Origin of the sequence: Vibrio sp. 1167 (assembly GCF_033340375.1) — a bacterium.
Classification (GTDB): domain Bacteria; phylum Pseudomonadota; class Gammaproteobacteria; order Enterobacterales; family Vibrionaceae; genus Vibrio; species Vibrio alginolyticus.
Map to the genome: position 1 here is coordinate 105,004 of NZ_JAWOWK010000010.1, position 23,130 is coordinate 128,133.

At 45.4% G+C, this 23,130-nt stretch carries 21 protein-coding genes; 3 read left to right on the forward strand and 18 right to left on the reverse strand.

The features are described 5' to 3' along the window. Positions 1-4 precede the first annotated feature (4 nt). The gene (locus R7Z78_RS18995; RefSeq protein WP_104975936.1) at positions 5-607 is read right to left on the reverse strand and encodes a YitT family protein; all 603 of its coding nucleotides are present in this window, start codon (positions 605-607) and stop codon (positions 5-7) included. Positions 608-954: 347 nt separating this feature from the next. On the opposite strand from R7Z78_RS18995, the gene glyA reads away from it, so the two are divergent. Then, positions 955-2,205 carry a serine hydroxymethyltransferase gene (glyA, locus tag R7Z78_RS19000; protein WP_005381985.1) on the forward strand — a complete coding sequence of 417 codons (1,251 nt, stop codon included), beginning with the start codon at positions 955-957 and terminating at the stop codon, positions 2,203-2,205. Between the two features lie 419 nt (positions 2,206-2,624). Here the strand turns inward: glyA and lipA are convergent, their stop codons facing one another. From lipA to leuS, 12 genes are all read right to left on the reverse strand, one after another. After that, positions 2,625-3,590 carry a lipoyl synthase gene (gene lipA, locus R7Z78_RS19005; protein ID WP_005391329.1) on the reverse strand — a complete coding sequence of 322 codons (966 nt, stop codon included), beginning with the start codon at positions 3,588-3,590 and terminating at the stop codon, positions 2,625-2,627. Further along, entirely contained in the window at positions 3,587-4,249 is a 663-nt protein-coding gene (gene lipB / locus R7Z78_RS19010) for a lipoyl(octanoyl) transferase LipB (RefSeq protein WP_005384137.1), read from the reverse strand. Before lipB ends, lipA begins: the two co-directional genes overlap by 4 nt. 176 nt (positions 4,250-4,425) lie before the next feature. Next, positions 4,426-4,704, reverse strand: a complete 279-nt coding sequence (ybeD, locus tag R7Z78_RS19015; protein ID WP_005384135.1) for a DUF493 family protein YbeD — start codon at positions 4,702-4,704, stop codon at positions 4,426-4,428. A gap of 139 nt (positions 4,705-4,843) precedes the next feature. After that, positions 4,844-6,022, reverse strand: coding sequence for a serine hydrolase (locus R7Z78_RS19020; RefSeq protein ID WP_005384132.1), 1,179 nt, complete (start codon positions 6,020-6,022; stop codon positions 4,844-4,846). A gap of 91 nt (positions 6,023-6,113) precedes the next feature. Continuing rightward, positions 6,114-6,917, reverse strand: coding sequence for a septal ring lytic transglycosylase RlpA family protein (locus R7Z78_RS19025; RefSeq protein ID WP_017635670.1), 804 nt, complete (start codon positions 6,915-6,917; stop codon positions 6,114-6,116). Positions 6,918-6,919: 2 nt separating this feature from the next. Continuing rightward, positions 6,920-8,041 carry a rod shape-determining protein RodA gene (rodA, locus tag R7Z78_RS19030; protein WP_005384128.1) on the reverse strand — a complete coding sequence of 374 codons (1,122 nt, stop codon included), beginning with the start codon at positions 8,039-8,041 and terminating at the stop codon, positions 6,920-6,922. After that, positions 8,041-9,957 carry a penicillin-binding protein 2 gene (mrdA, locus tag R7Z78_RS19035; protein ID WP_005384126.1) on the reverse strand — a complete coding sequence of 639 codons (1,917 nt, stop codon included), beginning with the start codon at positions 9,955-9,957 and terminating at the stop codon, positions 8,041-8,043. Before mrdA ends, rodA begins: the two co-directional genes overlap by 1 nt. A 29-nt stretch (positions 9,958-9,986) precedes the next feature. Then, positions 9,987-10,457: a 23S rRNA (pseudouridine(1915)-N(3))-methyltransferase RlmH gene (gene rlmH, locus R7Z78_RS19040; protein ID WP_017821762.1), complete on the reverse strand. Its 471-nt coding sequence runs from the start codon at positions 10,455-10,457 to the stop codon at positions 9,987-9,989. Between the two features lie 4 nt (positions 10,458-10,461). Continuing rightward, positions 10,462-10,779 (reverse strand): ribosome silencing factor, encoded by a 318-nt coding sequence (rsfS, locus tag R7Z78_RS19045; protein ID WP_005373015.1) that lies wholly within the window; start codon positions 10,777-10,779, stop codon positions 10,462-10,464. 88 nt (positions 10,780-10,867) lie between these two features. Continuing rightward, positions 10,868-11,887 carry a DNA polymerase III subunit delta gene (gene holA, locus R7Z78_RS19050; protein WP_005384123.1) on the reverse strand — a complete coding sequence of 340 codons (1,020 nt, stop codon included), beginning with the start codon at positions 11,885-11,887 and terminating at the stop codon, positions 10,868-10,870. A gap of 5 nt (positions 11,888-11,892) precedes the next feature. Then, positions 11,893-12,432 carry an LPS assembly lipoprotein LptE gene (lptE, locus tag R7Z78_RS19055; protein ID WP_005384122.1) on the reverse strand — a complete coding sequence of 180 codons (540 nt, stop codon included), beginning with the start codon at positions 12,430-12,432 and terminating at the stop codon, positions 11,893-11,895. A 152-nt stretch (positions 12,433-12,584) separates the two neighbouring features. Further along, positions 12,585-15,158 (reverse strand): leucine--tRNA ligase, encoded by a 2,574-nt coding sequence (leuS, locus tag R7Z78_RS19060; protein ID WP_104975937.1) that lies wholly within the window; start codon positions 15,156-15,158, stop codon positions 12,585-12,587. A gap of 153 nt (positions 15,159-15,311) precedes the next feature. On the opposite strand from leuS, the gene R7Z78_RS19065 reads away from it, so the two are divergent. Beyond that, positions 15,312-15,782, forward strand: coding sequence for a zinc ribbon-containing protein (locus R7Z78_RS19065; protein WP_005384120.1), 471 nt, complete (start codon positions 15,312-15,314; stop codon positions 15,780-15,782). 84 nt (positions 15,783-15,866) lie between these two features. Here R7Z78_RS19065 and lnt read toward each other — a convergent pair whose 3' ends face one another. From lnt to miaB, 5 genes are all read right to left on the reverse strand, one after another. Next, positions 15,867-17,384, reverse strand: coding sequence for an apolipoprotein N-acyltransferase (lnt, locus tag R7Z78_RS19070; RefSeq protein WP_104975938.1), 1,518 nt, complete (start codon positions 17,382-17,384; stop codon positions 15,867-15,869). Positions 17,385-17,417: 33 nt separating this feature from the next. Continuing rightward, the gene (gene corC, locus R7Z78_RS19075; protein WP_005384118.1) at positions 17,418-18,317 is read right to left on the reverse strand and encodes a CNNM family magnesium/cobalt transport protein CorC; all 900 of its coding nucleotides are present in this window, start codon (positions 18,315-18,317) and stop codon (positions 17,418-17,420) included. A gap of 105 nt (positions 18,318-18,422) precedes the next feature. Further along, a complete protein-coding gene (ybeY, locus tag R7Z78_RS19080) occupies positions 18,423-18,887 on the reverse strand; it encodes an rRNA maturation RNase YbeY (RefSeq protein WP_005373030.1) in 465 nt (154 codons plus the stop codon). Positions 18,888-18,889: 2 nt separating this feature from the next. Further along, positions 18,890-19,987, reverse strand: coding sequence for a PhoH family protein (locus tag R7Z78_RS19085; protein ID WP_005373033.1), 1,098 nt, complete (start codon positions 19,985-19,987; stop codon positions 18,890-18,892). Positions 19,988-20,060: 73 nt separating this feature from the next. Beyond that, entirely contained in the window at positions 20,061-21,485 is a 1,425-nt protein-coding gene (gene miaB, locus R7Z78_RS19090) for a tRNA (N6-isopentenyl adenosine(37)-C2)-methylthiotransferase MiaB (protein ID WP_005373038.1), read from the reverse strand. Positions 21,486-21,742: 257 nt separating this feature from the next. Here miaB and R7Z78_RS19095 point away from each other — a divergent pair, with 257 nt between their 5' ends. Beyond that, a complete protein-coding gene (locus R7Z78_RS19095; RefSeq protein WP_104975939.1) occupies positions 21,743-22,921 on the forward strand; it encodes a 2-octaprenyl-3-methyl-6-methoxy-1,4-benzoquinol hydroxylase in 1,179 nt (392 codons plus the stop codon). The last annotated feature ends 209 nt before the right edge of the window (positions 22,922-23,130 follow it).

Below are 23,130 nucleotides of genomic sequence, written 5' to 3' on the forward strand. Positions count from 1 at the left end.
AAATTTATGAACCGTAGGTCACGGAATAGCGGTACGGTTTGTGGTTCATCGCTAACACGACATTGAGTGCAAACGCCCCCAAAATTGAAAGGCCAATCACTTCTGGTGTAACAAAGAAGAATGAAGAAAACAGGATACATGCATCGATTGCCATTTGGCTTTTGCCAACTGAAATGCCAAATTTGTCTTGGATAAACAAACACAGCACGTTAAAGCCACCTAAGCTGGAGCGATGTCGGAATAGGATCAGCATACCGAGCCCCATTAAAAGCCCGCCTGCGACGGCGCAATAAACTTCATTTACCGATTCGAGCGAGATTAGCAAATAAAGATGATCGGCAAAGATAGAAACCAACGCGCCAGAAATGGCACTATTAATGGCGAAATGACGGCCGAAGCGTTTCCATGCTAGTAAGTAAAAAGGACTGTTTGCTAAAAAGTACAGCACACCAAAGGTAAAAGGTGTAAATTGGCTAACAAGCAGAGCCAATCCAGTCGTGCCTCCCGTTAGAAGGTTCGCGGATTGGAGAAAGAAAACGCCTTGAGCTACTAAAAAGGTACCCGTGAGAATCGCTATCCAGTCTTCTTTTAATGAGTGTTTTTCCATCAATGTTGCAGTCATTAGTGATAAATAAGGCGTGCATAGTAGTAAAAAGATGATCTTTTCGGTAGCTAGAGGGTAAAATTTACGGTAAACCTATGTAATTGCTGTTTTACAGGGTGTAAAGCACAAATTTGACAGGCAATAGATTGTCGTTATGCGATTGCAATGCTGGCATGATAAACATTGCTTGTCATCATGAAAAAACTGCATGAGAAAAATTGTAAATTTCTCTTTATGACCTAAATCAAATTATGTAGAATGCGCGCCATTAGGGTGACGAAAACGTTTGCGTCGGGTCATTCAACAGTTTTTTTGCAACTTTCAGTACTAATCTGAGTCAGGAGATACAGATGCTTAAGCGTGATATGAACATCGCAGATTACGATGCGGAACTGTTCGCAGCTATCCAGGAAGAAACTCTTCGCCAGGAAGAACACATTGAACTTATCGCTTCTGAAAACTACACAAGCCCACGTGTAATGGAAGCGCAAGGTTCTCAGCTAACGAACAAATACGCTGAAGGCTACCCAGGTAAGCGTTACTACGGCGGTTGTGAGTACGTAGATAAAGCTGAAGCACTAGCAATTGAGCGTGCATGCCAACTATTTGGTTGTGAGTACGCTAACGTACAGCCTCACTCAGGTTCTCAAGCAAACAGCGCAGTTTACATGGCGCTTCTTAACCCTGGCGATACAGTTTTAGGCATGAGCCTAGCACACGGTGGTCACCTAACTCACGGTTCACCAGTAAACTTCTCGGGTAAGCACTACAACGTTATCCCTTACGGTATCGATGAAGCTGGTCAAATCAACTACGACGAGATGGAACAGCTAGCACTTGAACACAAACCTAAGATGATCATCGGTGGTTTCTCTGCTTACTCGCAAATCGTTGATTGGAAACGCATGCGTGAAATCGCTGACAAAGCAGGTGCTTACTTATTTGTTGATATGGCGCACGTAGCGGGTCTTATCGCCGCCGGTGAATACCCAACACCAGTACCGCATGCTCACGTGGTAACAACAACGACGCACAAAACACTAGCAGGTCCTCGCGGTGGTCTTATCTTGTCAAATGCTGGCGAAGATATGTACAAGAAACTGAACTCAGCAGTGTTCCCTGGTGGTCAAGGTGGCCCTCTAATGCACGTTATAGCTGGTAAAGCAGTAGCGTTCAAAGAAGCGATGGAGCCAGAGTTCAAAGCTTATCAAGCTCGCGTAGTGAAAAACGCAAAAGCAATGGTTGGTCAGTTCCAAGAACGTGGCTACAAAATCGTATCTAATGGTACAGAAAACCACTTGTTCCTTGTTGACCTAATCGACAAAGATATCACTGGTAAAGACGCAGACGCGGCACTAGGTGCAGCAAACATCACTGTAAACAAGAACTCAGTACCAAATGACCCACGCAGCCCATTCGTAACGTCTGGTATTCGTGTAGGTACGCCAGCGATCACTCGCCGTGGCTTCACTGAAGAAGATGCAAAAGAGCTAGCAAACTGGATGTGTGACGTTCTAGATAACATCGGCAACGAAGAAGTTATCGAAGCGACAAAACAGAAAGTGCTAGAAATTTGTAAGCGTCTACCAGTTTACGCCTAACATTTTTTGAAAATAACTCAGGCGAACTCGTTCTATTTCTGCGATTCGGTTTGATTATTTGATTGATGAAAGGTCCTCAATTGAGGGCCTTTTTGTTTGTCTGGCGTTTGGAATGAGATATAGCGAGAGTGTGTGATAAGGGGATGGCTACCAACACTGTCCCTTTTCAATATATCCAAACCACGTCATTCCGACGAGCCTAGGCGAGATCAGGAATCTTGTTGAGGCACACTCTTTTACTCAGAGTTTCCCTAAAAATCATCAGTATTCTGAAAACAGATTCTGAATCACGCTCGTTCCTCGCTGTTCAGAATGACGGTGGTAGAATGGCTTTTTATCATCATTTGCCAGATACAAAAAAGGTTGGCACTGAGCCAACCTTTTCTCTTCAAAACAAGCTTTTCAAAACAAGCGAGAGCTTATTTAATCTCGATACCTTGAGCTTGCATATCGGCATGGTAAGAAGAGCGCACAAATGGACCACACGCTGCATGCGTGAAGCCAAGTTCTAGTGCAACTTCTTTTAGCTCGTCAAACTCTGATGGTGGAACGTAACGTTCTACTGGCAAGTGGTGACGGCTTGGCGCTAAATACTGGCCTAGAGTCAGCATCGTTACGCCGTGTGCGCGTAGATCTTTCAGTACTTCGATGATTTCTTCTTTGGTTTCACCAAGACCCATCATCAAACCAGACTTGGTCGGTACATCTGGATGCTGCTCTTTGAACTTCTTAAGGAGCTCAAGTGACCATTTGTAGTTCGCACCTGGGCGAGCTTTACGGTAAAGACGTGGCGCGGTTTCTAAGTTGTGGTTGAAGACATCTGGCGGATTGTCTTTCATTAGATCAAGCGCTACATCCATGCGACCACGGAAGTCAGGAACCAGTGTTTCAATCTTAATATGCGGGTTTAACGCACGGATCTCGCGGTTACAATCGGCAAAGTGCTGTGCACCGCCGTCACGCAGATCGTCACGGTCAACAGAAGTGATTACTACGTATTTCAGCTTCATATCGGCAATGGTTTTCGCCAGTTTTTGAGGCTCTTCTGCTTCCGGTGGTAATGGGCGGCCATGAGCAACGTCACAGAAAGGACAACGACGAGTACAAATAGCACCTAAGATCATGAAGGTTGCTGTACCGTGGTTAAAACATTCCGCTAGGTTCGGGCAAGATGCTTCTTCACATACGGAGTGAAGTTTATTCTTACGCATCGCCGCTTTGATGTCTTGAATTCGTTGGCTGTCGGCTGGTAGCTTGATCTTCATCCAATCAGGCTTACGTAGCACTTCTTTCTGCTCTGTAGGCATGTTCTTTACGGGAATCAATGCCATTTTATCGGCGTCACGATATTTAACGCCTTTTTCCATCTGGATTGGTTTGCTCATGCTTTATTACCTTGAGAAGGTGCTTCTGTGCTGAATTCTACTTGCTCATAATCGAGCAAAGTAACGAGTTCTTCTATTAATTGTTTTTCTACGGCTTCTACATTGTCTGGGCCGCCAAATTGGCTGACCTGAACCATTTCCATACCTTCATAACCACAAGGGTTAATACGCAGAAACGGTGTTAAATCCATATTTACGTTCAAGGCTAAACCATGAAACGAGCATCCTTTACGAATGCGTAAACCGAGAGAGCATATTTTCTTACCGGCAACGTAGACACCTGGTGCGTCAGGTCGCGCGGCTGAGTCAATATTGTATGCTTTTAGCGTGTTGATCACGAGGTTCTCGATTGTGGTAACGAGATCTCGTACACCTAATTTTTTACGGCGTAGGTTGATCAAGAAGTAGGCGACCAACTGACCAGGGCCATGATACGTAACCTGGCCTCCGCGATCACTTTGTACAACAGGAATATCGCCAGTGTTAATCAAGTGCTCAGCTTTACCTGCCTGTCCTTGCGTAAATACTGGGTTATGTTCTACCAACCAGACTTCATCACGGGTTTCTTCTGTGCGTTGGTCGGTGAACTCATGCATCGCCTTCCATACAGGCTCATAGTCTTGGCGGCCAAGTCGTTTTACAACAAGTTGGTGTTGCATGGGAATTCCTGTTGCTAATATATAAAGTTTTTGGATTATAAACCGGATAACCCTGATGCTCTACCGCTGCGTAACAGATTTTTAACTGAAAGCGATGTAAAGCTTCGTTATCTCTTTGATAAATAAAAAGAAAGCAGCCAAAGCTGCTTTCAAAAAAAATTTAATCTATCAAAAAATTATAGAACCATGCGTACGATGTCAATTTCACCTAACTCTTTGTACAGTGTCTCAACCTGCTCGATAGAGGTTGCAGTAATGTTGATTGACACAGAGTGGTAGTTGCCCTTAGCACTTGGTTTAACGGTCGGGCTGTAGTCACCTGGAGCATGGCGCTGAATAACTTCAAGAACAAGCTCTGGAAGTTCAGGCTTTGCATGACCCATTACCTTGTAAGTAAATGAACAAGGGAACTCAAGCAGGTCTTTTAATTTTGCATCAGAGTTGATGGTTAGCATATCGATAACTCCAGTAGATATTCGTTGCGGTGCGAAATAGTACAGTCAAATTAGGGGGAACTCAAGACGAGGAGCTCAAACTTAAAAAGCCGCCCATTCAGGCGGCTTTGCGAATAAGTTTGCTACTCTAACGTTCTTTTTAGAAGAAGCTCTTGAATAACAATACGATGTAATCCCACATGCGGCTAAATAGACTACCTTGCTCTACGGTTTCTAGTGCCATTAGTGGGTACTCGGCAATATCTTCACCATCGATCTGATAGTATAGCTTACCAACTACATCACCTTTATTAATTGGGGCTTCTAGCTCTTTTTCAAGGACGAAGCTTGCTTTTAAGTTTTTCGCTTCACCACGCGGTAGTGTTACGTAAGTATCTTGGTCAAGACCCAGTGCTACGGTGTCTTTGTTACCCATCCACACTTTTTCTTCTACGAACGTTTCACCTGCTTTGTGCGGTGCCACTGTTTCGAAGAAACGGAAGCCGTAGCTTAGCAGCTTTTTGCTTTCTGACTTACGAGCATTGGCATCTTTAGTACCCATAACGACCGCAACCAAGCGCATTTGACCTTCAGTTGCTGAACTTACTAGGCTGTAACCCGCATTACTTGTGTGACCCGTTTTGATGCCGTCAACGTTCATGCTCTTATCCCAAAGTAGACCGTTACGGTTGTATTGGGTGATGCCGTTGTAAGTAAATTTCTTCTCTGAGTACACTCGGTACTCATTTGGTACGTCACGGATAAGTGCTTTACCTAGCAGTGCCATGTCGTATGGTGTTGAGTACAATTCTGCGTTATCTAAGCCATGAACGTTGGCAAAGTGCGAGTTAGTCATACCCAATGTGTTGGCCCAAGCGTTCATTAGGTCAACAAATGCATCTTCTGAACCTGCAATATGTTCTGCCATCGCAACACAGGCATCGTTACCTGACTGGACGATGATACCTCGGTTCAGGTCACGTACTTTAACTGTTGTGCCTACTTCAATGAACATCTTTGATGAATCAGGGAAGTTTTTCGCCCACGCATTTTTACTGATGGTGACATCATCATCTTCTGAGATATTACCACGCGCTAGCTCTTGGCCGATTACATAGCTGGTCATCATCTTAGTCAGACTAGCTGGAGACAATTTTGTGTTCATCTCTTTCTCTGCCAGTACTTTACCTGAATGGTAATCCATCAGCACGTAGCCCTTCGCCGCGATTTGAGGGGCATCTGGAACAACGATAGGTGATGCAAGAGCAGATTGAGCGAAAGTTGCAGAAAGGGCAACCGAAGAAACGAGAATAGATTTCACAAACTTATTTTTATTCATGGTAATTCAAATTTTTGGGTTAACTGCAGACATCTTATCAGAATCCCTAGTTATGTAAGAGGGGGATCAAAGAGAAATTCATGACACGAGGTCATTTGGCAGTGTTGTGTTTTTTAATAAATGCAGACGAATAGCCGAGCAACTTTACTTTATCTAATGTGGCTTGCGTCAGGGAATAGTCAGTAAATGGCCCTAACAACAAGCGATAAGACTCTTTCGCACTCTCTAGGAAAGTTTCTGTATCCAATTTTTGACCAAGCTCGGTACCTAAAGTTCGCGCGCGTTCTTCATTTTTTGATGATGCCACTTGAATAACGTACCTAGGGTGCGCTTCTAATGACTTTTTATCCGTGGGCTGATTGATACTGATCACTTCAATTTCCACGTTCGCGGTGCCTGTTTTTATGACATCTAACTTGTGCGCGGCGGCATAGCTTAAATCAATGATACGGCCATCGTGAAAAGGACCTCGGTCATTAACTCGTACTATGGTGGTTTTGCCGTTGTCAGTATTGGTAACTTTTACGTAACTTGGTAACGGTAGCGTTTTATGCGCTGCCGTCATTGAGTACATGTCATAGATTTCGCCATTAGAAGTCAAATGACCTTGGAATTTTTTCCCATACCAAGATGCTCGGCCTTTTTCTTTAAAGCCTTTCGCATTGCGAACTATTTTGTAGTCTTTGCCACGTAAGTGGTAATCTTTGTTCCCACCTAGGCTGTACGGTTCATATTTAGGATGCGCATCCTCGATGTGTTCGACTGAAAGCGGTGTATCCGGTGCAACATCGGATTCGAGTTCGTAACGGCCTTCTTGTTCTTTTTGGCTAGTTGATGAACAGCCTGCCAAAATAAGAGCAGAGAAAACCAAGGAATATAAAGCGCGTTTTTGCATGTCTAGGTCGCCTTAGAGAATGCTTTTCGGTGCGTATGAATCGACATCAGAATACCAAAACCAGCCATCAAGGTTACCATTGATGTGCCGCCATAACTGATGAGTGGCAACGGTACACCTACTACAGGTAGGATGCCACTTACCATGCCAATATTTACAAAAATATACACGAAGAAGCTGAGTACAATACTGCCTGCCATCATTCGTCCAAATGCGGTTTGCGCTTGGCTGGCGAGATATAAACCTCGTCCAATAATAAATAGATAGATGGCTAAAAGGCAAAGGAAGCCAATCATACCCCATTCTTCAGCAATTACTGCAAAGATAAAGTCAGTGTGTCGTTCAGGAAGAAATTCTAGTTGTGACTGCGTACCTTGCAACCAACCTTTGCCGGAAATACCGCCGGAGCCAATCGCAATTTTACTCTGAATAATGTGGTAGCCCGCTCCTAGCGGATCAGACTCCGGGTTAAATAGAGTACGAACTCGCACTTTTTGATACTCTCGCATCAAGAAAAACCACAGAATTGGAATGAAACCACCTAATGCAATCGCAGCACCAGCAATTATTTTCCAGCTAATGCCTGCGAGGAAGATAACAAAAATACCGGAAGCCGCGATCAGGATTGAGGTACCTAAGTCAGGCTGTTTTGCAATGAGAATGGTTGGTAAGCAGACCATAATCAGTGCAACAATGAGTGTTCTTAGCGTTGGTGGGAGGGGCTGTCTACCAACATAGCGAGCTACCATTAATGGCACCGCGAGCTTCAATAGCTCTGACGGTTGAAAGCGCACAAAACCGAGGTTAAGCCAACGCTGCGCGCCTTTCGATGCTTCACCGAAAAACAGCACGCCGAAAAGCAGTATAACGCCACCAACGAACATCAAAGGTGCCAAGCTTTCGTAAGTTCGTGGAGAAAGCTGTGCAAGGACGAGCATCACAACGAGTGAAAGCACCATTCGCATGGCTTGGCGATCCATCATCAGTAAACTTTGGCCACTGGCGCTGTACATGATCACCAGGCCAAACCCCATCAGGGCCAGTATGCCAAGTAGGAGTGGTAAGTCGATATGGAAGCGTTCAAACAGGGCGCGATTTTTACCTGTAGAGGGATCCATCTTCATTACTGTTTTACCTCTTTCTTCGCATTGTTTTCAGGCTCAATTTCTTCTGGACCAAGAACGACTCGGTCAAAAATTTTCCTTACTACTGGGGCACCGTTACTAGAACCACCACCGGCATTTTCTAGTACTACAGTGACGACCACTTTAGGATCATCAAATGGTGCAAAGCCAGTAAATAACGCATGGTCACGTAAGTGCTCGGCGATCTCATCGGCGTTGTACTCTTCGTTTTCACCCAGACCGAAGACCTGTGCAGTACCTGATTTACCCGCTGTTTCATAATTCATTTTGTAGAATGAGCGACGAGCTGTTCCGCGCGTGCCATGGTTTACCCGACGCATGCCTTCTTTCGCCATATCCCAGTACTTTTTAGGCACATTCTTGATTGGTGGGTAAGTCACGTATTCTGTCGTTTGCTGCTCTTCGAAGTCGTTACCATTTTCTATCGTCGCTTTGAGCAAGTGAGGTGCGATCACTTCTCCCTCGTTTACTAATACGGAGGTTGCTTTGGCGATTTGCATTGGTGTTGCTGTCCAATATCCTTGGCCGATACCCACAGGGATCGTATCACCTTTATACCATGGGGTTTTATGGCGAGACATTTTCCAGTCACGAGTCGGCATATTCGCCTTACTTTCTTCGTAGATATCAATGCCAGTGTAATCACCAAAACCGAACATCATCATCCAATTCGAAATACGGTCAATACCCATGTCATAAGCGATTTGATAGTAGAAGGTATCAACAGACTCTTCGATCGACTTAATGATATCGACGCGCCCGTGCCCCCAACGCAACCAGTCACGAAACGGGCGTGTGTTGGAGTTTGGTATGCGCCAATAACCAGGGTCATTTCGTGTGGTGTTAGGTGTGACGACACCTTCTTGCAGCGCGGCTACCGCCATAAATGGTTTGATGGTAGACGCAGGAGGGTAAATGCCAAGTGTAGTGCGGTTGACCAAAGGACGGTTTTTATCGTTCAAAAGGGCGCGATAGTCTTTACCTGAGATTCCGTGCACGAACGAGTTAGGATCGTAGCTAGGGCTCGAAACCATAGCCAGTACGCCGTTGTCTCTAGGATCGATTACTACAGCACTGCCTCGGCGGCCGTCCAATAATTGGTGTACGTACAACTGCAAGTTGATATCAAGGTTTAAAACGATGTCTTTTCCGGGTACAGGTGGAACGTACTTTAAGGTACGAATTACTCGGCCGCGGCTGTTTACCTCGACTTCTTGATATCCGGCTGTACCGTGTAAGAGGTCTTCGTAGTATTTTTCAATACCCAGCTTACCAATGTCGCGAGTGGCTTGATAGTTTGCGTCTTTTTCTTCTCGGATCAGGCGCTGCATGTCGCGATCATTGATTCGAGAAACATACCCAATCACGTGGGTTAAGACTTCGCTGAAAGGGTAGTAGCGCTTTAAGGTCGCACTTATTTCCACACCTGGAAAGCGGTACTGATTGACGGAGAATACCGCTACTTGTTTTTCGTTCAGTTGGGTAAGCAGTGGGACCGATTTAAATCGACGAGTCCGTTTACGCTCGTGGTGGAAACGTTCAATCTGGTCTGGTGTAATTTCCAGAATAGTCTGTAATTCTTGGATGGTTGCATCAATGTCTTTAATTTTTTCTGGGGTCAGTTCTAAGTTAAAGACGGGACGGTTCTCTGCCAGTAAAACGCCATTTCGGTCATAAATTAGACCTCGGTTAGGCGCGATAGGCACTACTTTGATGCGGTTATCGTTCGAGCGGGTTTGATAGTCTTGAAACTGGTTCACCTGAATGTTGTACATGTTGGCAACCAGAGCTCCCATCAAGACAACAATGCCGATAAAAGCAACAATAGCGCGGCTGGCAAACAGACGCGCTTCGGCTTGATAATCTCGGATTTGACTGCGTCGTTTACGAATCATTAACGCTTGGCTCTAAAGTTAAACAACGATTATTCGCGATGATAAGGGTGGTTAGCGGTGATGCTCCACGCTCGGTACAAGCTTTCTGCCATTACGATACGCACTAGAGGGTGGGGTAGCGTTAAGGCAGACAATGACCAGCTTTGGTCTGCTGCAGCTTTGCATGCAGGAGCGAGTCCTTCAGGACCGCCGATTAATATTGATACATCACGGCCATCTAATTTCCAAGCTTCTAACTGCTCAGCGAGTTGAGGAGTGTCCCATTTTTTACCTGGGATATCTAACGTGACGATACGGTTGCCTTTTGGTACCGCCGCGAGCATCGCTTCTCCTTCTTTTTGCAGGATGCGAGCGATATCGGCATTCTTACCACGCTTACCAGCAGAGATTTCAATCAACTCCAACGGCATATCATGCGGGAAACGGCGACGATATTCTTGAAAGCCTTCCTCAACCCATTTTGGCATTTTTGTGCCAACAGCAATTAGTTGAATTTTCAAAAGATTAACCCCAGAGTTTTTCTAGCTGGTAGAGTTCGCGGTGCTCTTCTTGCATCACGTGAAGCATGGCGTCGCCCATATCTAGGACTACCCATTCACCTTCGTTTTCACCTTCCATTCCTAGTGGCTCAAGACCGGCTTTTTTCACTTCTGTTGCAACATGGTCAGCGATGGATGAAACGTGGCGTTTGGATGTACCAGTACAGATGATCATGTAATCTGTCACGCTTGATTTATCTTCCACATTTAGGACGATAATGTCTTCCGCTTTCATGTCGTCGGCTTTATCAGCTAAAAAGTCTTTCAGTTCTTCGCGAAGCACTCGGTTTTCCTCGGTTTGTCTCTTATCTCTAAAGTGTTTTACATTCTTGCTTGCAAAACAGGTCGCGCACTATATCACGCTTTGATTTTTAAATTGCCAGCTTAATATCAGGAGAGCAGGTTTCTAAGCTCAACTGATGAATAGTTGGCCATACAGACTCGTCATACTGAGTTTTGGCTTTTATCTCGGCTTGAGCCAACAAGGAGAGCAATGCACAAATACGACTCGCTGATAAGCGGGTCAGTGCTGCGTTATAGAGTGGACGCTTGTTTTGCCAAACTCGATATTTCTCAAATACCTGGTTCATTCCCATTTGAGTTAAGTCTTGATGCATATTTAAAAGTTGGCTCAACTCTTTTTGTACACTTCGAATCAAGATCACGGTCTCAACCCCTTCCGCCTCAAGTTGGCGAAGAATACGTTGTGCACGGTTTGCTTTACCTGCCAGTAAGGCGTCGATCCAGTTAAAGGTAGTGAAGTGATTATGGCGACTTAGGGCTTCCTCTAAACGTATGATGGTCAGCTCACCATCCGGATAGAGTAGGGCCAATTTCTCTAAGCTTTGTGTCAATGCAAATAGGTTACCTTCATGCCATTGAGCCAACATTTGCAGTGATTGCTGATCGGGTTTTAGTCCCAACGTGCGGCAACGTGTCTGAATGAACATAGGTAGGCGTTGAAGGTCTGGCGACAAGCAGCTTACCCAATCGCCTTTTGAGCTTAATGCTTTGAACCATTTCGCATTTTCTTGGGCTTTGGTCAGTTTGCTACCAACAATGACGAGCATGATGTCATCATGAAGCATATCACACAGTGTTTGCAGCTCTTTGCTGACGGCGGTTGTTACGCCACTTTCAGGAATTTCAAGCTCAATCAATTGACGGTTTGAAAACAGGCTCATCGCTTGGAAACAGTCGTAAACTTGGTTCCAGTCGATGCTAGCATCCACCGCAAAACGGTGTTTTTCCTCAAAACCTTGCTGAAACGCTGCCTTTTGGATTGCTTGGCGGCTTTCTTGAATCAGTAACGGCTCATTACCAAAGATTAAGTAAACCTGTTTAACTTGTTTAGTTAAATGATCCGTTAGCTTATCGGCATAAATTCGCATAGTGACTAAGAGTTTTTGTTCGCTGGCTCAGAGATTTGTCCTGCTTCATATTCGGCACGAATACGGCCCAACTGGCGCATCATCTGTTTTGCAGCTTGCAAGCGCATCTCGTCTTCAATTACGTCACGCTCAACAGATTTTGCAAGTGCGGTCAACGGGTTGTCTAGGTAGTTGCGGTTTACTGTTGTCGTAAAGTTTTTAGAACCATAGCCAGGAATTGTCACACGGTATTTTACTACGTATGTCAGCTCTTTTTCTGCTGCACGGCTATTTTGATAAAGCGATAGTGTACGCTCATCGATTGTCGCTTCCGTCAAATGAAGGTTGGGTACCGTCGATGATGGTTGAACAAGTTCAACTTTGTTCAGTTCGAGTTGAGAGCGAACATAGCGAGTTAATTCACTGTATTCATCGTAGCTGGAGAAAGACATAGTGTGCAGCTCTTCCGGTACGGAATACTCGCCGCGAAGGTGAAAACCACAGGCAGAAAGAAGCCCCGCTAATACCAATACCACTGGTAGTTTAATCAAAGAGAAAAAGCGCATTGATTGTATTCATCCTAAATTGAAGGGGTTATTTACCTTAAACCACTCATGTGAATGGTTTGAGGTAAATAAACAGGGTAGAAAACTACCCTGTTTAATGACTCTTGGTTAACAAATAAGTTCGCTAAACAGAGACAAATTGACAGCTGCGATTAGTTTGCAACGATGTTCAGCAGTTTACCTGGAACGTAAATAACTTTACGAATAGTCAGGCCATCAGTGAACTTAACCACGTTTTCGTCGTTTAGACCAAGCTGTTCGATATCGTCTTTAGAGATATCAGCTGGGACTGTTAGCTTCGCACGTAGCTTACCGTTAACTTGAACAACGATAGTTTTTTCGTCTTCAACTAGCGCTTTTTCGTCAAACGTCGGCCATGCCGCGTTATCAATGTCTGTTTCACCTAGTGCTGCCCATAGCTCGTATGAGATATGCGGAGTGATAGGGTAAAGCATGACAACAATAGCTCTCAGTGCTTCGTCAAGGATTGCACGATCTTGCGCAGATTCTTGAGGCGCTTTCGCTAGTTTGTTCATCAGCTCCATGATCGCTGCGATCGCGGTGTTGAATGTTTGACGACGAGCGATATCGTCCGTCACTTTCGCGATAGTCTTGTGAACGTCGCGGCGAAGTGCTTTTTGATCACCAGAAAGCGCTGAGGTATCTACTGCTTCTGCTGCACCTTTCGCTGTGTGCTCTTTCACTAGTTTCCAAACACGTTTTAGGAAGCGGTTCGCACCTTCTACGCCAGACTCTTGCCATTCAAGTGTCATGTCCGCTGGAGACGCGAACATCATGAATAGACGTACTGTGTCAGCGCCGTACTTGTCTACCATTTCTTGAGGGTCGATACCGTTGTTCTTAGACTTAGACATCTTGATCATGCCTGAGTGCGTTACATCACGACCTTCAGTGTCTTTAGCAGAAGTTATGCGGCCTTTACCATCACGTTCAACGGCTACGTCTGTTGGAGCTACCCACTCTTTGCCGCCTTTCTCGTTCTCGAAGTAGAACGCATCAGCCAGTACCATGCCTTGACACAGTAGTTGCTTGAACGGTTCGTCAGACGTTACGTAACCCGCATCGCGCAGTAGTTTGTGGAAGAAGCGTGAGTACAGTAGGTGCATACAAGCGTGCTCGATACCACCGATGTATTGATCTACTGGTAGCCAGTAGTTTGCTTTTTCTGGGTCTAGGATGTCGTCTGCTTGCGGTGAACAGTAACGCGCGTAGTACCAAGAAGATTCCATGAACGTATCGAACGTATCTGTCTCACGTAGAGCAGGTTCGCCGTTAAAGGTTGTCTTCGCCCACTCTTTGTCTGCTTTGATTGGGCTAGTGACGCCGTCCATTACCACGTCTTCTGGAAGAATCACTGGTAGTTGGTCAGCAGGTACTGGGTGAACTTCACCGTCTTCAGTCGTTACCATTGGGATTGGTGCGCCCCAGTAACGTTGACGAGATACACCCCAGTCGCGTAGACGGAAGTTTACAGTCTTAGTGCCTTTGCCCTCTGCTTCTAGCTTCGCTGCGATTGCGTCGAATGCCGCTTGGAATTCTAGGCCATCGAATTCACCTGAATCGAACAGTACACCTTTCTCAGTGTATGCTGCTTCAGAGATGTCTAGCTCGCTGCCATCAGCAGGCTTGATAACTGGCACGATGTCTAGACCGTACTTCGTTGCGAACTCGTAGTCACGTTGGTCGTGCGCAGGTACAGCCATTACCGCGCCTGTACCGTAGTCCATCAGAACGAAGTTTGCTACGTATACTGGTACTTCGCGGCCGTTCAATGGATGAATAGCAGTAAGGCCAGTTGCCATACCTTTCTTCTCCATTGTCGCTAGCTCAGCTTCTGCAACCTTGTTGTTCTTACATTCGTCGATAAACGCTGCAAGCTCTGGATTGTTCTCTGCTGCAAGAGCTGCAAGAGGGTGGCCGGCTGCGATACCCACGTAAGTCACACCCATTAGCGTATCTGGACGTGTTGTGTAAACTTCTAGGTCTTGTTGACCCTTAACTTCAAACTTCAGTTCAACACCTTCAGAACGACCAATCCAGTTGCGCTGCATGGTTTTCACCATTTCAGGCCAACCTTCAAGCTTGTCTAAGTCGTCTAGTAGCTCTTGAGCGTACTCAGTGATTTTGATGAACCATTGAGGGATTTCTTTTTGCTCTACAGGCGTATCACAACGCCAGCAACAACCGTCTTCAACCTGCTCGTTTGCAAGAACAGTTTGGTCGTTAGGACACCAGTTAACAGAAGAAGTCTTTTTGTAAACTAAACCTTTCTCGTAAAGTTTAGTGAAGAACTCTTGTTCCCAGCGGTAGTACTCCGGTGTACATGTTGCGAATTCACGGTTCCAATCGTAACCAAAGCCTAGAAGCTTAAGTTGGTTCTTCATGTATTCGATGTTTTCGTAAGTCCAAGGTGCTGGCGCAGTTTTGTTTTTTACTGCTGCGTTTTCTGCAGGTAGACCGAATGCGTCCCAACCGATTGGTTGCATCACGTTTTTACCTTGTAGGCGTTGGAAACGAGATACTACATCACCGATAGTGTAGTTGCGCACGTGACCCATGTGCAGTCGACCACTTGGGTATGGGAACATGGACAGACAGTAGAATTTTTCTTTATTTGGGTCTTCACTTACAACAAAGGTTTTGTTGTCATCCCAGTGCTTTTGAACTTTTTGTTCAATATCTTGTGGGTTGTATTGTTCTTGCATCGATGGTATCCGTTATCTTGGAATTTGTGAGTTCGGTTAGAACAGACTTAAATAGATCGTCATAGAATACCTAAAGCTAGGGATCACAACAATAGCCAATCTGTACCCATGCGCCCTTAAGTGACGCAGGTAGGAGAAAGATGGAGGTCAGTTATGCCTAAACGTAAAACAGGTTATGAGGAAATGCTCGAGGATGTGATTGAAACCTTGAAGCACAGTCCGGAAGAAGTTAACAAAGCGATTGAGACGTCGGGCAAAGTGGTGGATGCTGCTAATGACTTGACCAAAGATGAATTGGCTTTAATCAAAGCGTACCTTAAAGCAGACTTAAAAGAGTTTTCAGAGAGTTACGAGGATAGCAAAAGCGGTCCGTTTTACTTAACGATTGCGGATTCGATATGGCAAGGGCTGTTAGAGATTACAGACCGAACTAAAGTTGAGTGGGTTGAGTTGTTCGATGACTTAGAGCATCAAGGGCTATATGAAGCAGGAGAGGTGATAGGCTTAGGCACTTTAGTCTGTGATGAGTGTGGTCACAAGACAACGTATAACCACCCAACAGTAATCATTCCGTGTATTAAGTGTAGTCACAAAGGCTTTACTCGTCAGTCATTAAAGCCATAAATGGCGAGTAACGACTGTATAATGCAATGAATAAAAAAGAGGCTTAGTCGCCTCTTTTTTGTCTTTTCTACTTTCAAGCTGTTATCAGCTCTGTTTTCTTCTTAAACCGAAAGCCAGCGCTAAACTTAACCCTACCCAAATATACAATGGCCAAGTACCAACGATTCGATATGGCGTTTTCCCATCGGTTGGGGTGAGCTCTGCGCGCAGTACTGCAGTTTCAAACTGCGGAACTTGCTCAACGATTTTACCCTTGTGATCGGTTACCGCTGTTAATCCGTTGTTAGTCGAGCGGATGAGCGGTTTACCTAACTCTAAGGCACGCATACGGGCGATCTCCATATGCTGAAGAGGACCGATAGAGTGACCAAACCATGCATCATTTGAAAGCGTTAGAATGAAGTCTGTTTCGTCAGTCACATTTTGACGCACTTGCTCATTAAAGATGATCTCATAGCAAAGCGCTGGTGCCATGTGCATGCCATTCGCAACGATGTTTGGCTGCACAAAAGCCCCACGGCTAAACGACGACATCGGTAGGTTAAAGAATGGCGCTAATGGGCGCAAAATATCTTCAAATGGTACAAACTCACCAAATGGTAGTAGGTGATGCTTATGGTAACGTTCGCTTAAATCGAAGCTGTAGTCACCGTATGGTGTGATGCCTAGGGACAGAATACTGTTGTAGAACTGTCGATCTTCAGCTTGGTTGACGACACCGGTGATGATTGCGCTGTTATTCATTTTTGCAGCGCTGTCGATATTGCTCAAAAATGAAGGCACTTCAATTTCAAAAGCGGGAATTGCTGCTTCTGGCCAAACGATAATGTCAGCATCCCAGTTTTCACGAGTTAAGTCAGCATATTTCATTATGGTTGGCCAGCGTTGACTTGGTAGCCACTTTAGGTTCTGGTCTACGTTACCTTGAATCAGCGCGAGCTTAGTCGTGTCTTCTGGTCGGGGTGTTACCCAATCGTAGTTGCGAATCCCAAAGCCAGTACTGAGTAGTACCGCAGGGATAATCACCATCAGCCACTGCTTATGAATCCATGTATAGGCTAACGCCCCTGCGCTGATAAGGATAAATAGAGTAAGCAGTTCTACGCCGCCAATTGGTGCAAAGCTTGCGAGTGGAGCATCTATCTGGCTATAGCCTAGCCATAACCAAGGGAAGCCGGTCATCACCCAACCACGCAACCAATCACTTATCAGCCATAAAGCAGGTGCAGCGAGAAGTGCTTTTGTGAGCGTAAATTGAGGAAACAGCTTGTTGTTGAGCCAAGCAAATAAGCCTGAATAAACAGCCAAGTAGGCAACAAGTAAGCCCATTAAAAATAAATTGGCAATGAGCGGCATACCGCCAAAACCGGAGATACTGACGTAAACCCAGCTAACGCCAGTTGCAAATTGACCTAACCCCCAAGCATAACCAATCCATAGTGCGCGTTTCGGAGTTTGGTTAGCAAGAAGAATCAGTAGAATTGCAGGGCTAAGAATGGCAATAGGCCACAGCTGGTAAGGAGCGAAAGCGAGTGTAGTAGAGGCGCCAACAAAAGCGGCCACTAAGGGCCGCTTAAGGCGATGAAAGAGTTCATTCATCATTGTAATTTTCTGAGATTCCCAATGGGTATCGCGTTACTCTTGAGTGGCTTCAACCAGGGTTTCTTCGTCTGGGATCGTCACTTGGAGTTGAATGACACGACGGTTATCGGCAGCGGTGACTTTGAAGTTGTAGCCTTCAATTTCAACCAGTTCACCACGAGAAGGTAAGTGACCAAAGGCAGTCATGACCATACCACCAACGGTATCAACTTCCTCATCGCTGAAGTTGGTTCCGAATGTCTCATTAAACTCTTCGATGGTTGTCAGCGCTCTGACAGCAAACGTATGCTTGCTCAGCTTACGAATGTCCGTCTCTTCACTTTCATCGAATTCATCTTCAATATCCCCGACGATTTCCTCAAGGATATCTTCAATGGTCACAAGACCAGAAACACCACCGAATTCATCGACAACAATGGCCATATGATAACGTTCTTCACGGAATTCTTTCAGCAGTCGATCAACGCGTTTACTTTCCGGTACCACAACCGCTGGTCGAATGACTTCTTCGATATCAAATGGATTACTGCCTGAGCCTAAGTATTTAAGTAAGTCCTTCGCTAGAAGTATGCCTTCCACATGGTCTTTATCTTCGCTGATCACAGGGTAGCGAGAGTGTTGAGCATCGGTAATCAAAGCAACCAAGGTATCAAGGTCGTGAGTACGCTCAACGGTAACCATTTGCGAACGCGGGATCATAATGTCACGCACACGCATTTCGGAGATTTCCATAACACCTTCGAGCATATCGCGAGTGTCATGGTCAATCAGGTCGTTAACTTCAGAGTCGCGGATAACATCCACAAGCTCTTGGCGATCTTTTGGTTCGCCCTGAAATAGTTGACCTAGACGTTCAAAGAAGGACTTTCTACTCGGACCTTCTGCCTTTTCTTTCTTATCTTCGTTAGAAGAGGGAGAATTATCTTCGTTCATTGTTTCTCAATTAAGTAACGCTATCAGAAGTGTGATAGCACACATAGAGAGGCGAACACGAGAGTCATTTAGGTGGTTCGCCTTTCCCTGTCGAGTGGCCAATAGCTACTCTTTTTCAGCAATGTAAGGATCTTCATAACCCATACCTTGCATGATTTCGGTTTCGAGGGACTCCATCTCTTCGGCTTCGTCATCCTCTATATGATCATAACCTAGCAGATGCAAGCTGCCATGTACAACCATATGCGCCCAATGTGCTAGCAGAGGCTTGCTCTGTTCAACCGCCTCTTTTTCAACAACTTGGCGGCAAATAATCAAATCACCAAGTAAATCTATTTCCATACCAGGAGGTGCTTCAAATGGAAACGACAACACATTAGTTGGTTTATCTTTGCCGCGATACTCATGATTGAGCGTATGACTTTCTTGTTCATCAACAATACGAATGGTGACTTCGGCTTGTGGCTGGAAGAGAGGAATTGTCTTATCTAGCCACAATTGGAAATCTTGCTGCGAAGGCAGACCTTCTTCATTTTCGACTGCCAGTTGCAGATCAAGTTCAATCGCCATGATTATTCCTTAGTTGAAGCAACTTGTGCATTCAGTTCGGCTTTTGCTGCTTCTAGTAACTTCGCATCGCGTTCTTCACGACGGCGTTTCTCGAACTCTTTACGCTCTTTCTGGTCTTGTGCTTCCCACTTCTCGTACGCGTTAACGATACGAGCAACCACAGGGTGACGTACAACGTCGTCGGCTAAGAAGAAGTTAAAGCTGATGTCGTCAACTTCGCTTAGTACTTCAATAGCATGACGAAGACCCGATTTCGCACCACGAGGTAAGTCAATCTGCGTGACATCACCAGTGATAACCGCGCGAGAGTTAAAACCAATACGCGTTAGGAACATCTTCATCTGTTCAACTGTGGTGTTCTGACTCTCATCAAGAATGATAAAGGCGTCGTTTAGAGTACGACCACGCATGTAAGCAAGAGGGGCAACCTCAATCACGTTACGTTCAATCAGCTTCTCTACGCGCTCAAAGCCCAGCATTTCAAATAGGGCGTCGTATAGCGGACGTAGGTATGGGTCGACTTTCTGGCTTAAATCACCAGGTAGGAAGCCCAATTTCTCACCAGCTTCAACCGCTGGACGAGTAAGTAGAATACGGCGGATCTCTTGGCGCTCTAGTGCGTCAACAGCTGCTGCTACAGCAAGGTAGGTTTTACCTGTACCAGCCGGGCCAATACCAAAAGAAATATCATGCGTGACCATGTTAACCAAGTACTGCGCTTGGTTTGGCGTACGTGGTTTGATCACACCTTTCTTGGTTTTGACGAAGACTTCTTTACCATGCTCGATATTAGACTCAGTATTCTGCTCAAGAACACCAGACTCTTTGATCGCTAGATGGATTTGCTCAGGCTCAATATCTGGGATCTCACCTCGTACAGGTGCGGTATCAACATATAGAGTTTTCAGGATATCCAGCGCAGCTGATGCGGTATGAGGTTTACCGACAATCGTAAAGTGGTCACTACGGTGGTTAATTTCAACGCCTAGACGACGTTCTAAATGCTTGATGTTGTCATCGAATGGACCGCACAGGCTAGCTAGTCGGCGGTTGTCTGAAGGTTCTAGGTTAATTTCTAGAGTTACGATTTTATTGCTCAATGTTGCCTCTCATTTTTTGCCACTTAGTGAGAGCCTGATAACGACCAGGCTCTCTATGGCTATTTATACGAGCTTACGGCGTAAAAGTAGCTACACCCAGCTCATCTTCGCGACGTGTTTTCGCCATCATCTGCGTTGGGGAAATCACACTACGAAGATCCATGTCTTTTTCAGTACGTACTAGCTCACCACGCAGTGAGTTTGCAAATACGTCTACGATCTTCACATCAACGAACTGACCAATTAGGTCTGCACTACCTTCAAAGTTTACTACACGGTTGTTTTCTGTACGAGCGCGTAGTTCCATTAGGTTTTTCTTCGAAGGACCTTCAACTAGAACACGTTGTTCTGTGCCAAGCATTAAGCGAGAGTAACGCATCGCTTGAGCATTGATAGTTTGCTGTAGTTCGTAAAGGCGCTCTTTCTTCACTTGTTCTGACACATCACAAGGGTAATCCGCTGCTGGCGTACCTGGACGTGGAGAGAAAATAAAGCTGAAGCTCATGTCAAAGTCTACATCTTTGATTAGCTTCATGGTGTCTTGGAAGTCTTTGTCTGTCTCACCAGGGAAACCAACAATAAAGTCTGAACTGATTTGAATATCAGGACGAGCTTTACGCAGTTTACGGATGATCGATTTGTATTCGATAGCGGTGTGAGGGCGTTTCATCATCGTTAGGATACGGTCACTACCACTTTGCACAGGTAAGTGCAGGAAGCTCACAAGTTCTGGCGTATCTTCGTATACTGCGATGATGTCGTCTGTGAATTCTAACGGATGGCTCGTCGTGAAACGAATACGGTCGATACCATCGATAGACGCAACCAAACGAAGCAGTTCTGCAAATGAACAGATCTCACCATCGTGCATAGGACCACGGTACGCGTTTACGTTTTGACCCAGAAGGTTTACTTCACGTACGCCTTGTTCAGCAAGTTGGGCGATTTCGAACAGTACGTCATCCATTGGACGGCTTACTTCTTCACCACGAGTGTACGGTACGACACAGTAAGTACAGTACTTAGAGCAGCCTTCCATAATAGAAACGAATGCTGTCGCACCTTCAGCGCGAGGTTCAGGTAGGCGGTCGAATTTTTCGATCTCTGGGAACGAAATGTCCATAACTGGTGCATCATCGGACTGAGATTGTTTGATCATCTCAGGTAGGCGGTGCAAAGTTTGTGGGCCAAAAATAACGTCAACGTATGGTGCACGTTCACGAATATGGTCACCTTCTTGCGTTGCTACACAACCACCTACACCGATAACTACGCCAGGTTTTTTATCTTTTAGTGTTTTCCAGCGGCCTAGCTGGTGGAAAACTTTCTCTTGCGCTTTTTCACGGATCGAACAGGTGTTAAGTAGAAGTACGTCTGCTTCCTCTGGCTCTTCCGTCAGCTCGTAGCCGTTTGCAGCATTAAGCAGGTCGGCCATTTTTGATGAATCGTATTCGTTCATCTGGCAGCCCCAGGTTTTAATTAGCAGTTTCTTACTCATCTCACTTTCGCTCGTTCAGTTGTACTTAAATCGGAGAGCTATTGCTCAAATTATAGCCGCCATCACGGCGGTAAGCGGCGTATTGTACTGCTTTAAAAAGCACCTGACTAGTGATCTAGCTAATTCTCTGCAAAGCCTGATGAAATCTAGTTTTTCGCCCTATGCAGAACAAGGTTTTTTGTTAAACAATTTTGTAAAAATAGCCATGGAAAGTACAATAAAAAACGCCAATTAATCAGCACGATGAAGAGTGAAAAATGAACAAGTATGACATCGCCGTGATCGGTGGCGGTATGGTTGGGGCAGCCGTCGCTGTTGGATTTGCCAAGCAGGGCAGAAGCGTTGTCTTGGTCGAAGGTACAAAACCTAAAGTTTTTGATGCCGCTCAGGCGATGGATATTCGTGTATCTGCAATCTCGCACCAGTCGGTGGAGTTACTTGATTCACTCGGAGCATGGTCAGAGATCAAGAGCATGCGAGTTTGTCCTTATCGGCGCTTAGAAACTTGGGAGCACCCAGAGTGCCGTACTCGTTTTCACTCTGATGAATTGTCATTGGATCAGCTAGGTTACATCGTTGAAAATCGCCTAATCCAATTAGGTCTTTGGCAAGTCTTCTCTCAGTATGAAAATCTAACCGTGATGTGTCCTGAGCGATTAAAAGCCATTGAGTTTGCAGATGTAAACCTTGTGACACTAGAAAGTGGGGCGCAGTTTGAAGCTAACTGGGTGATTGGTGCTGATGGTGCAAACTCTAAAGTTCGTCAATTGGCTGGAATTGGTGTAACTGCGTGGGATTACCGACAACACTGCATGTTGATTAATGTGAAAACAGAATTGCCACAGCAAGATATCACTTGGCAACAATTTACTCCTTCAGGCCCGCGTTCATTTTTACCTTTGTGCTCTTTGAGTAACGACGATGGTCAAGTAGTAGGCCAAGGTTCTTTGGTTTGGTATGACTCGCCTATACGTATTAAACAACTGTGTGCGATGGGTAAACCTCAACTAAGGGAAGAAATCTTACGTCATTTCCCTGCTGAATTAGGCGATATTGAAGTTTTACAGTTTGGCTCATTCCCACTCACTCGTCGTCATGCGCAAAGCTACTCAAGCAAAAATTGCGTGTTAGTGGGTGACTCTGCTCATACGATCAATCCGCTTGCAGGGCAAGGGGTAAACTTAGGCTTCAAAGATGTAGACGTTCTCCTTTCGGTAACAGAACACCAAGAAAAGCTGGAAGATACCTTACTCGCGAAATACGAACGCGCACGTCGACCTGACAACTTACTCATGCAGACGGGCATGGACTTTTTCTATAAAGGTTTTAGCAACGATCTTGGGCCATTGAAGTTCGTACGTAATGCTGCATTGAAGCTTGCTGAAAACTCAGGGCCAATTAAGGCTCAAGTACTGAAATACGCGTTAGGTATGTAGTAAGCTACTCAAATCACAGATAGAAAAAAAGCGAGCCATGAGCTCGCTTTTTTAATTCGGCAAATCTAATGATTTCCCGAGTCCAGAACCAAAAAAAAGAAAAAACCCAGCAAAGTCATGCTGGGTTTTCCGATAATGGTGCGGAAGGAGAGACTTGAACTCTCACACCTTGCGGCGCCAGAACCTAAATCTGGTGCGTCTACCAATTC

What these genes read in the sequence shown, in the direction of transcription:
- R7Z78_RS18995 (WP_104975936.1), bottom strand. Translation starts at nt 607, where the DNA reads ATGGAAAAACACTCATTAAAAGAAGACTGGATAGCGATTCTCACGGGT.
- glyA (WP_005381985.1), top strand. Translation starts at nt 955, where the DNA reads ATGCTTAAGCGTGATATGAACATCGCAGATTACGATGCGGAACTGTTC.
- lipA (WP_005391329.1), bottom strand. Translation starts at nt 3,590, where the DNA reads ATGAGCAAACCAATCCAGATGGAAAAAGGCGTTAAATATCGTGACGCC.
- lipB (WP_005384137.1), bottom strand. Translation starts at nt 4,249, where the DNA reads ATGCAACACCAACTTGTTGTAAAACGACTTGGCCGCCAAGACTATGAG.
- ybeD (WP_005384135.1), bottom strand. Translation starts at nt 4,704, where the DNA reads ATGCTAACCATCAACTCTGATGCAAAATTAAAAGACCTGCTTGAGTTC.
- R7Z78_RS19020 (WP_005384132.1), bottom strand. Translation starts at nt 6,022, where the DNA reads ATGAATAAAAATAAGTTTGTGAAATCTATTCTCGTTTCTTCGGTTGCC.
- R7Z78_RS19025 (WP_017635670.1), bottom strand. Translation starts at nt 6,917, where the DNA reads ATGCAAAAACGCGCTTTATATTCCTTGGTTTTCTCTGCTCTTATTTTG.
- rodA (WP_005384128.1), bottom strand. Translation starts at nt 8,041, where the DNA reads ATGAAGATGGATCCCTCTACAGGTAAAAATCGCGCCCTGTTTGAACGC.
- mrdA (WP_005384126.1), bottom strand. Translation starts at nt 9,957, where the DNA reads ATGATTCGTAAACGACGCAGTCAAATCCGAGATTATCAAGCCGAAGCG.
- holA (WP_005384123.1), bottom strand. Translation starts at nt 11,887, where the DNA reads ATGCGAATTTATGCCGATAAGCTAACGGATCATTTAACTAAACAAGTT.
- lptE (WP_005384122.1), bottom strand. Translation starts at nt 12,432, where the DNA reads ATGCGCTTTTTCTCTTTGATTAAACTACCAGTGGTATTGGTATTAGCG.
- leuS (WP_104975937.1), bottom strand. Translation starts at nt 15,158, where the DNA reads ATGCAAGAACAATACAACCCACAAGATATTGAACAAAAAGTTCAAAAG.
- R7Z78_RS19065 (WP_005384120.1), top strand. Translation starts at nt 15,312, where the DNA reads ATGCCTAAACGTAAAACAGGTTATGAGGAAATGCTCGAGGATGTGATT.
- lnt (WP_104975938.1), bottom strand. Translation starts at nt 17,384, where the DNA reads ATGATGAATGAACTCTTTCATCGCCTTAAGCGGCCCTTAGTGGCCGCT.
- corC (WP_005384118.1), bottom strand. Translation starts at nt 18,317, where the DNA reads ATGAACGAAGATAATTCTCCCTCTTCTAACGAAGATAAGAAAGAAAAG.
- ybeY (WP_005373030.1), bottom strand. Translation starts at nt 18,887, where the DNA reads ATGGCGATTGAACTTGATCTGCAACTGGCAGTCGAAAATGAAGAAGGT.
- miaB (WP_005373038.1), bottom strand. Translation starts at nt 21,485, where the DNA reads ATGAGTAAGAAACTGCTAATTAAAACCTGGGGCTGCCAGATGAACGAA.
- R7Z78_RS19095 (WP_104975939.1), top strand. Translation starts at nt 21,743, where the DNA reads ATGAACAAGTATGACATCGCCGTGATCGGTGGCGGTATGGTTGGGGCA.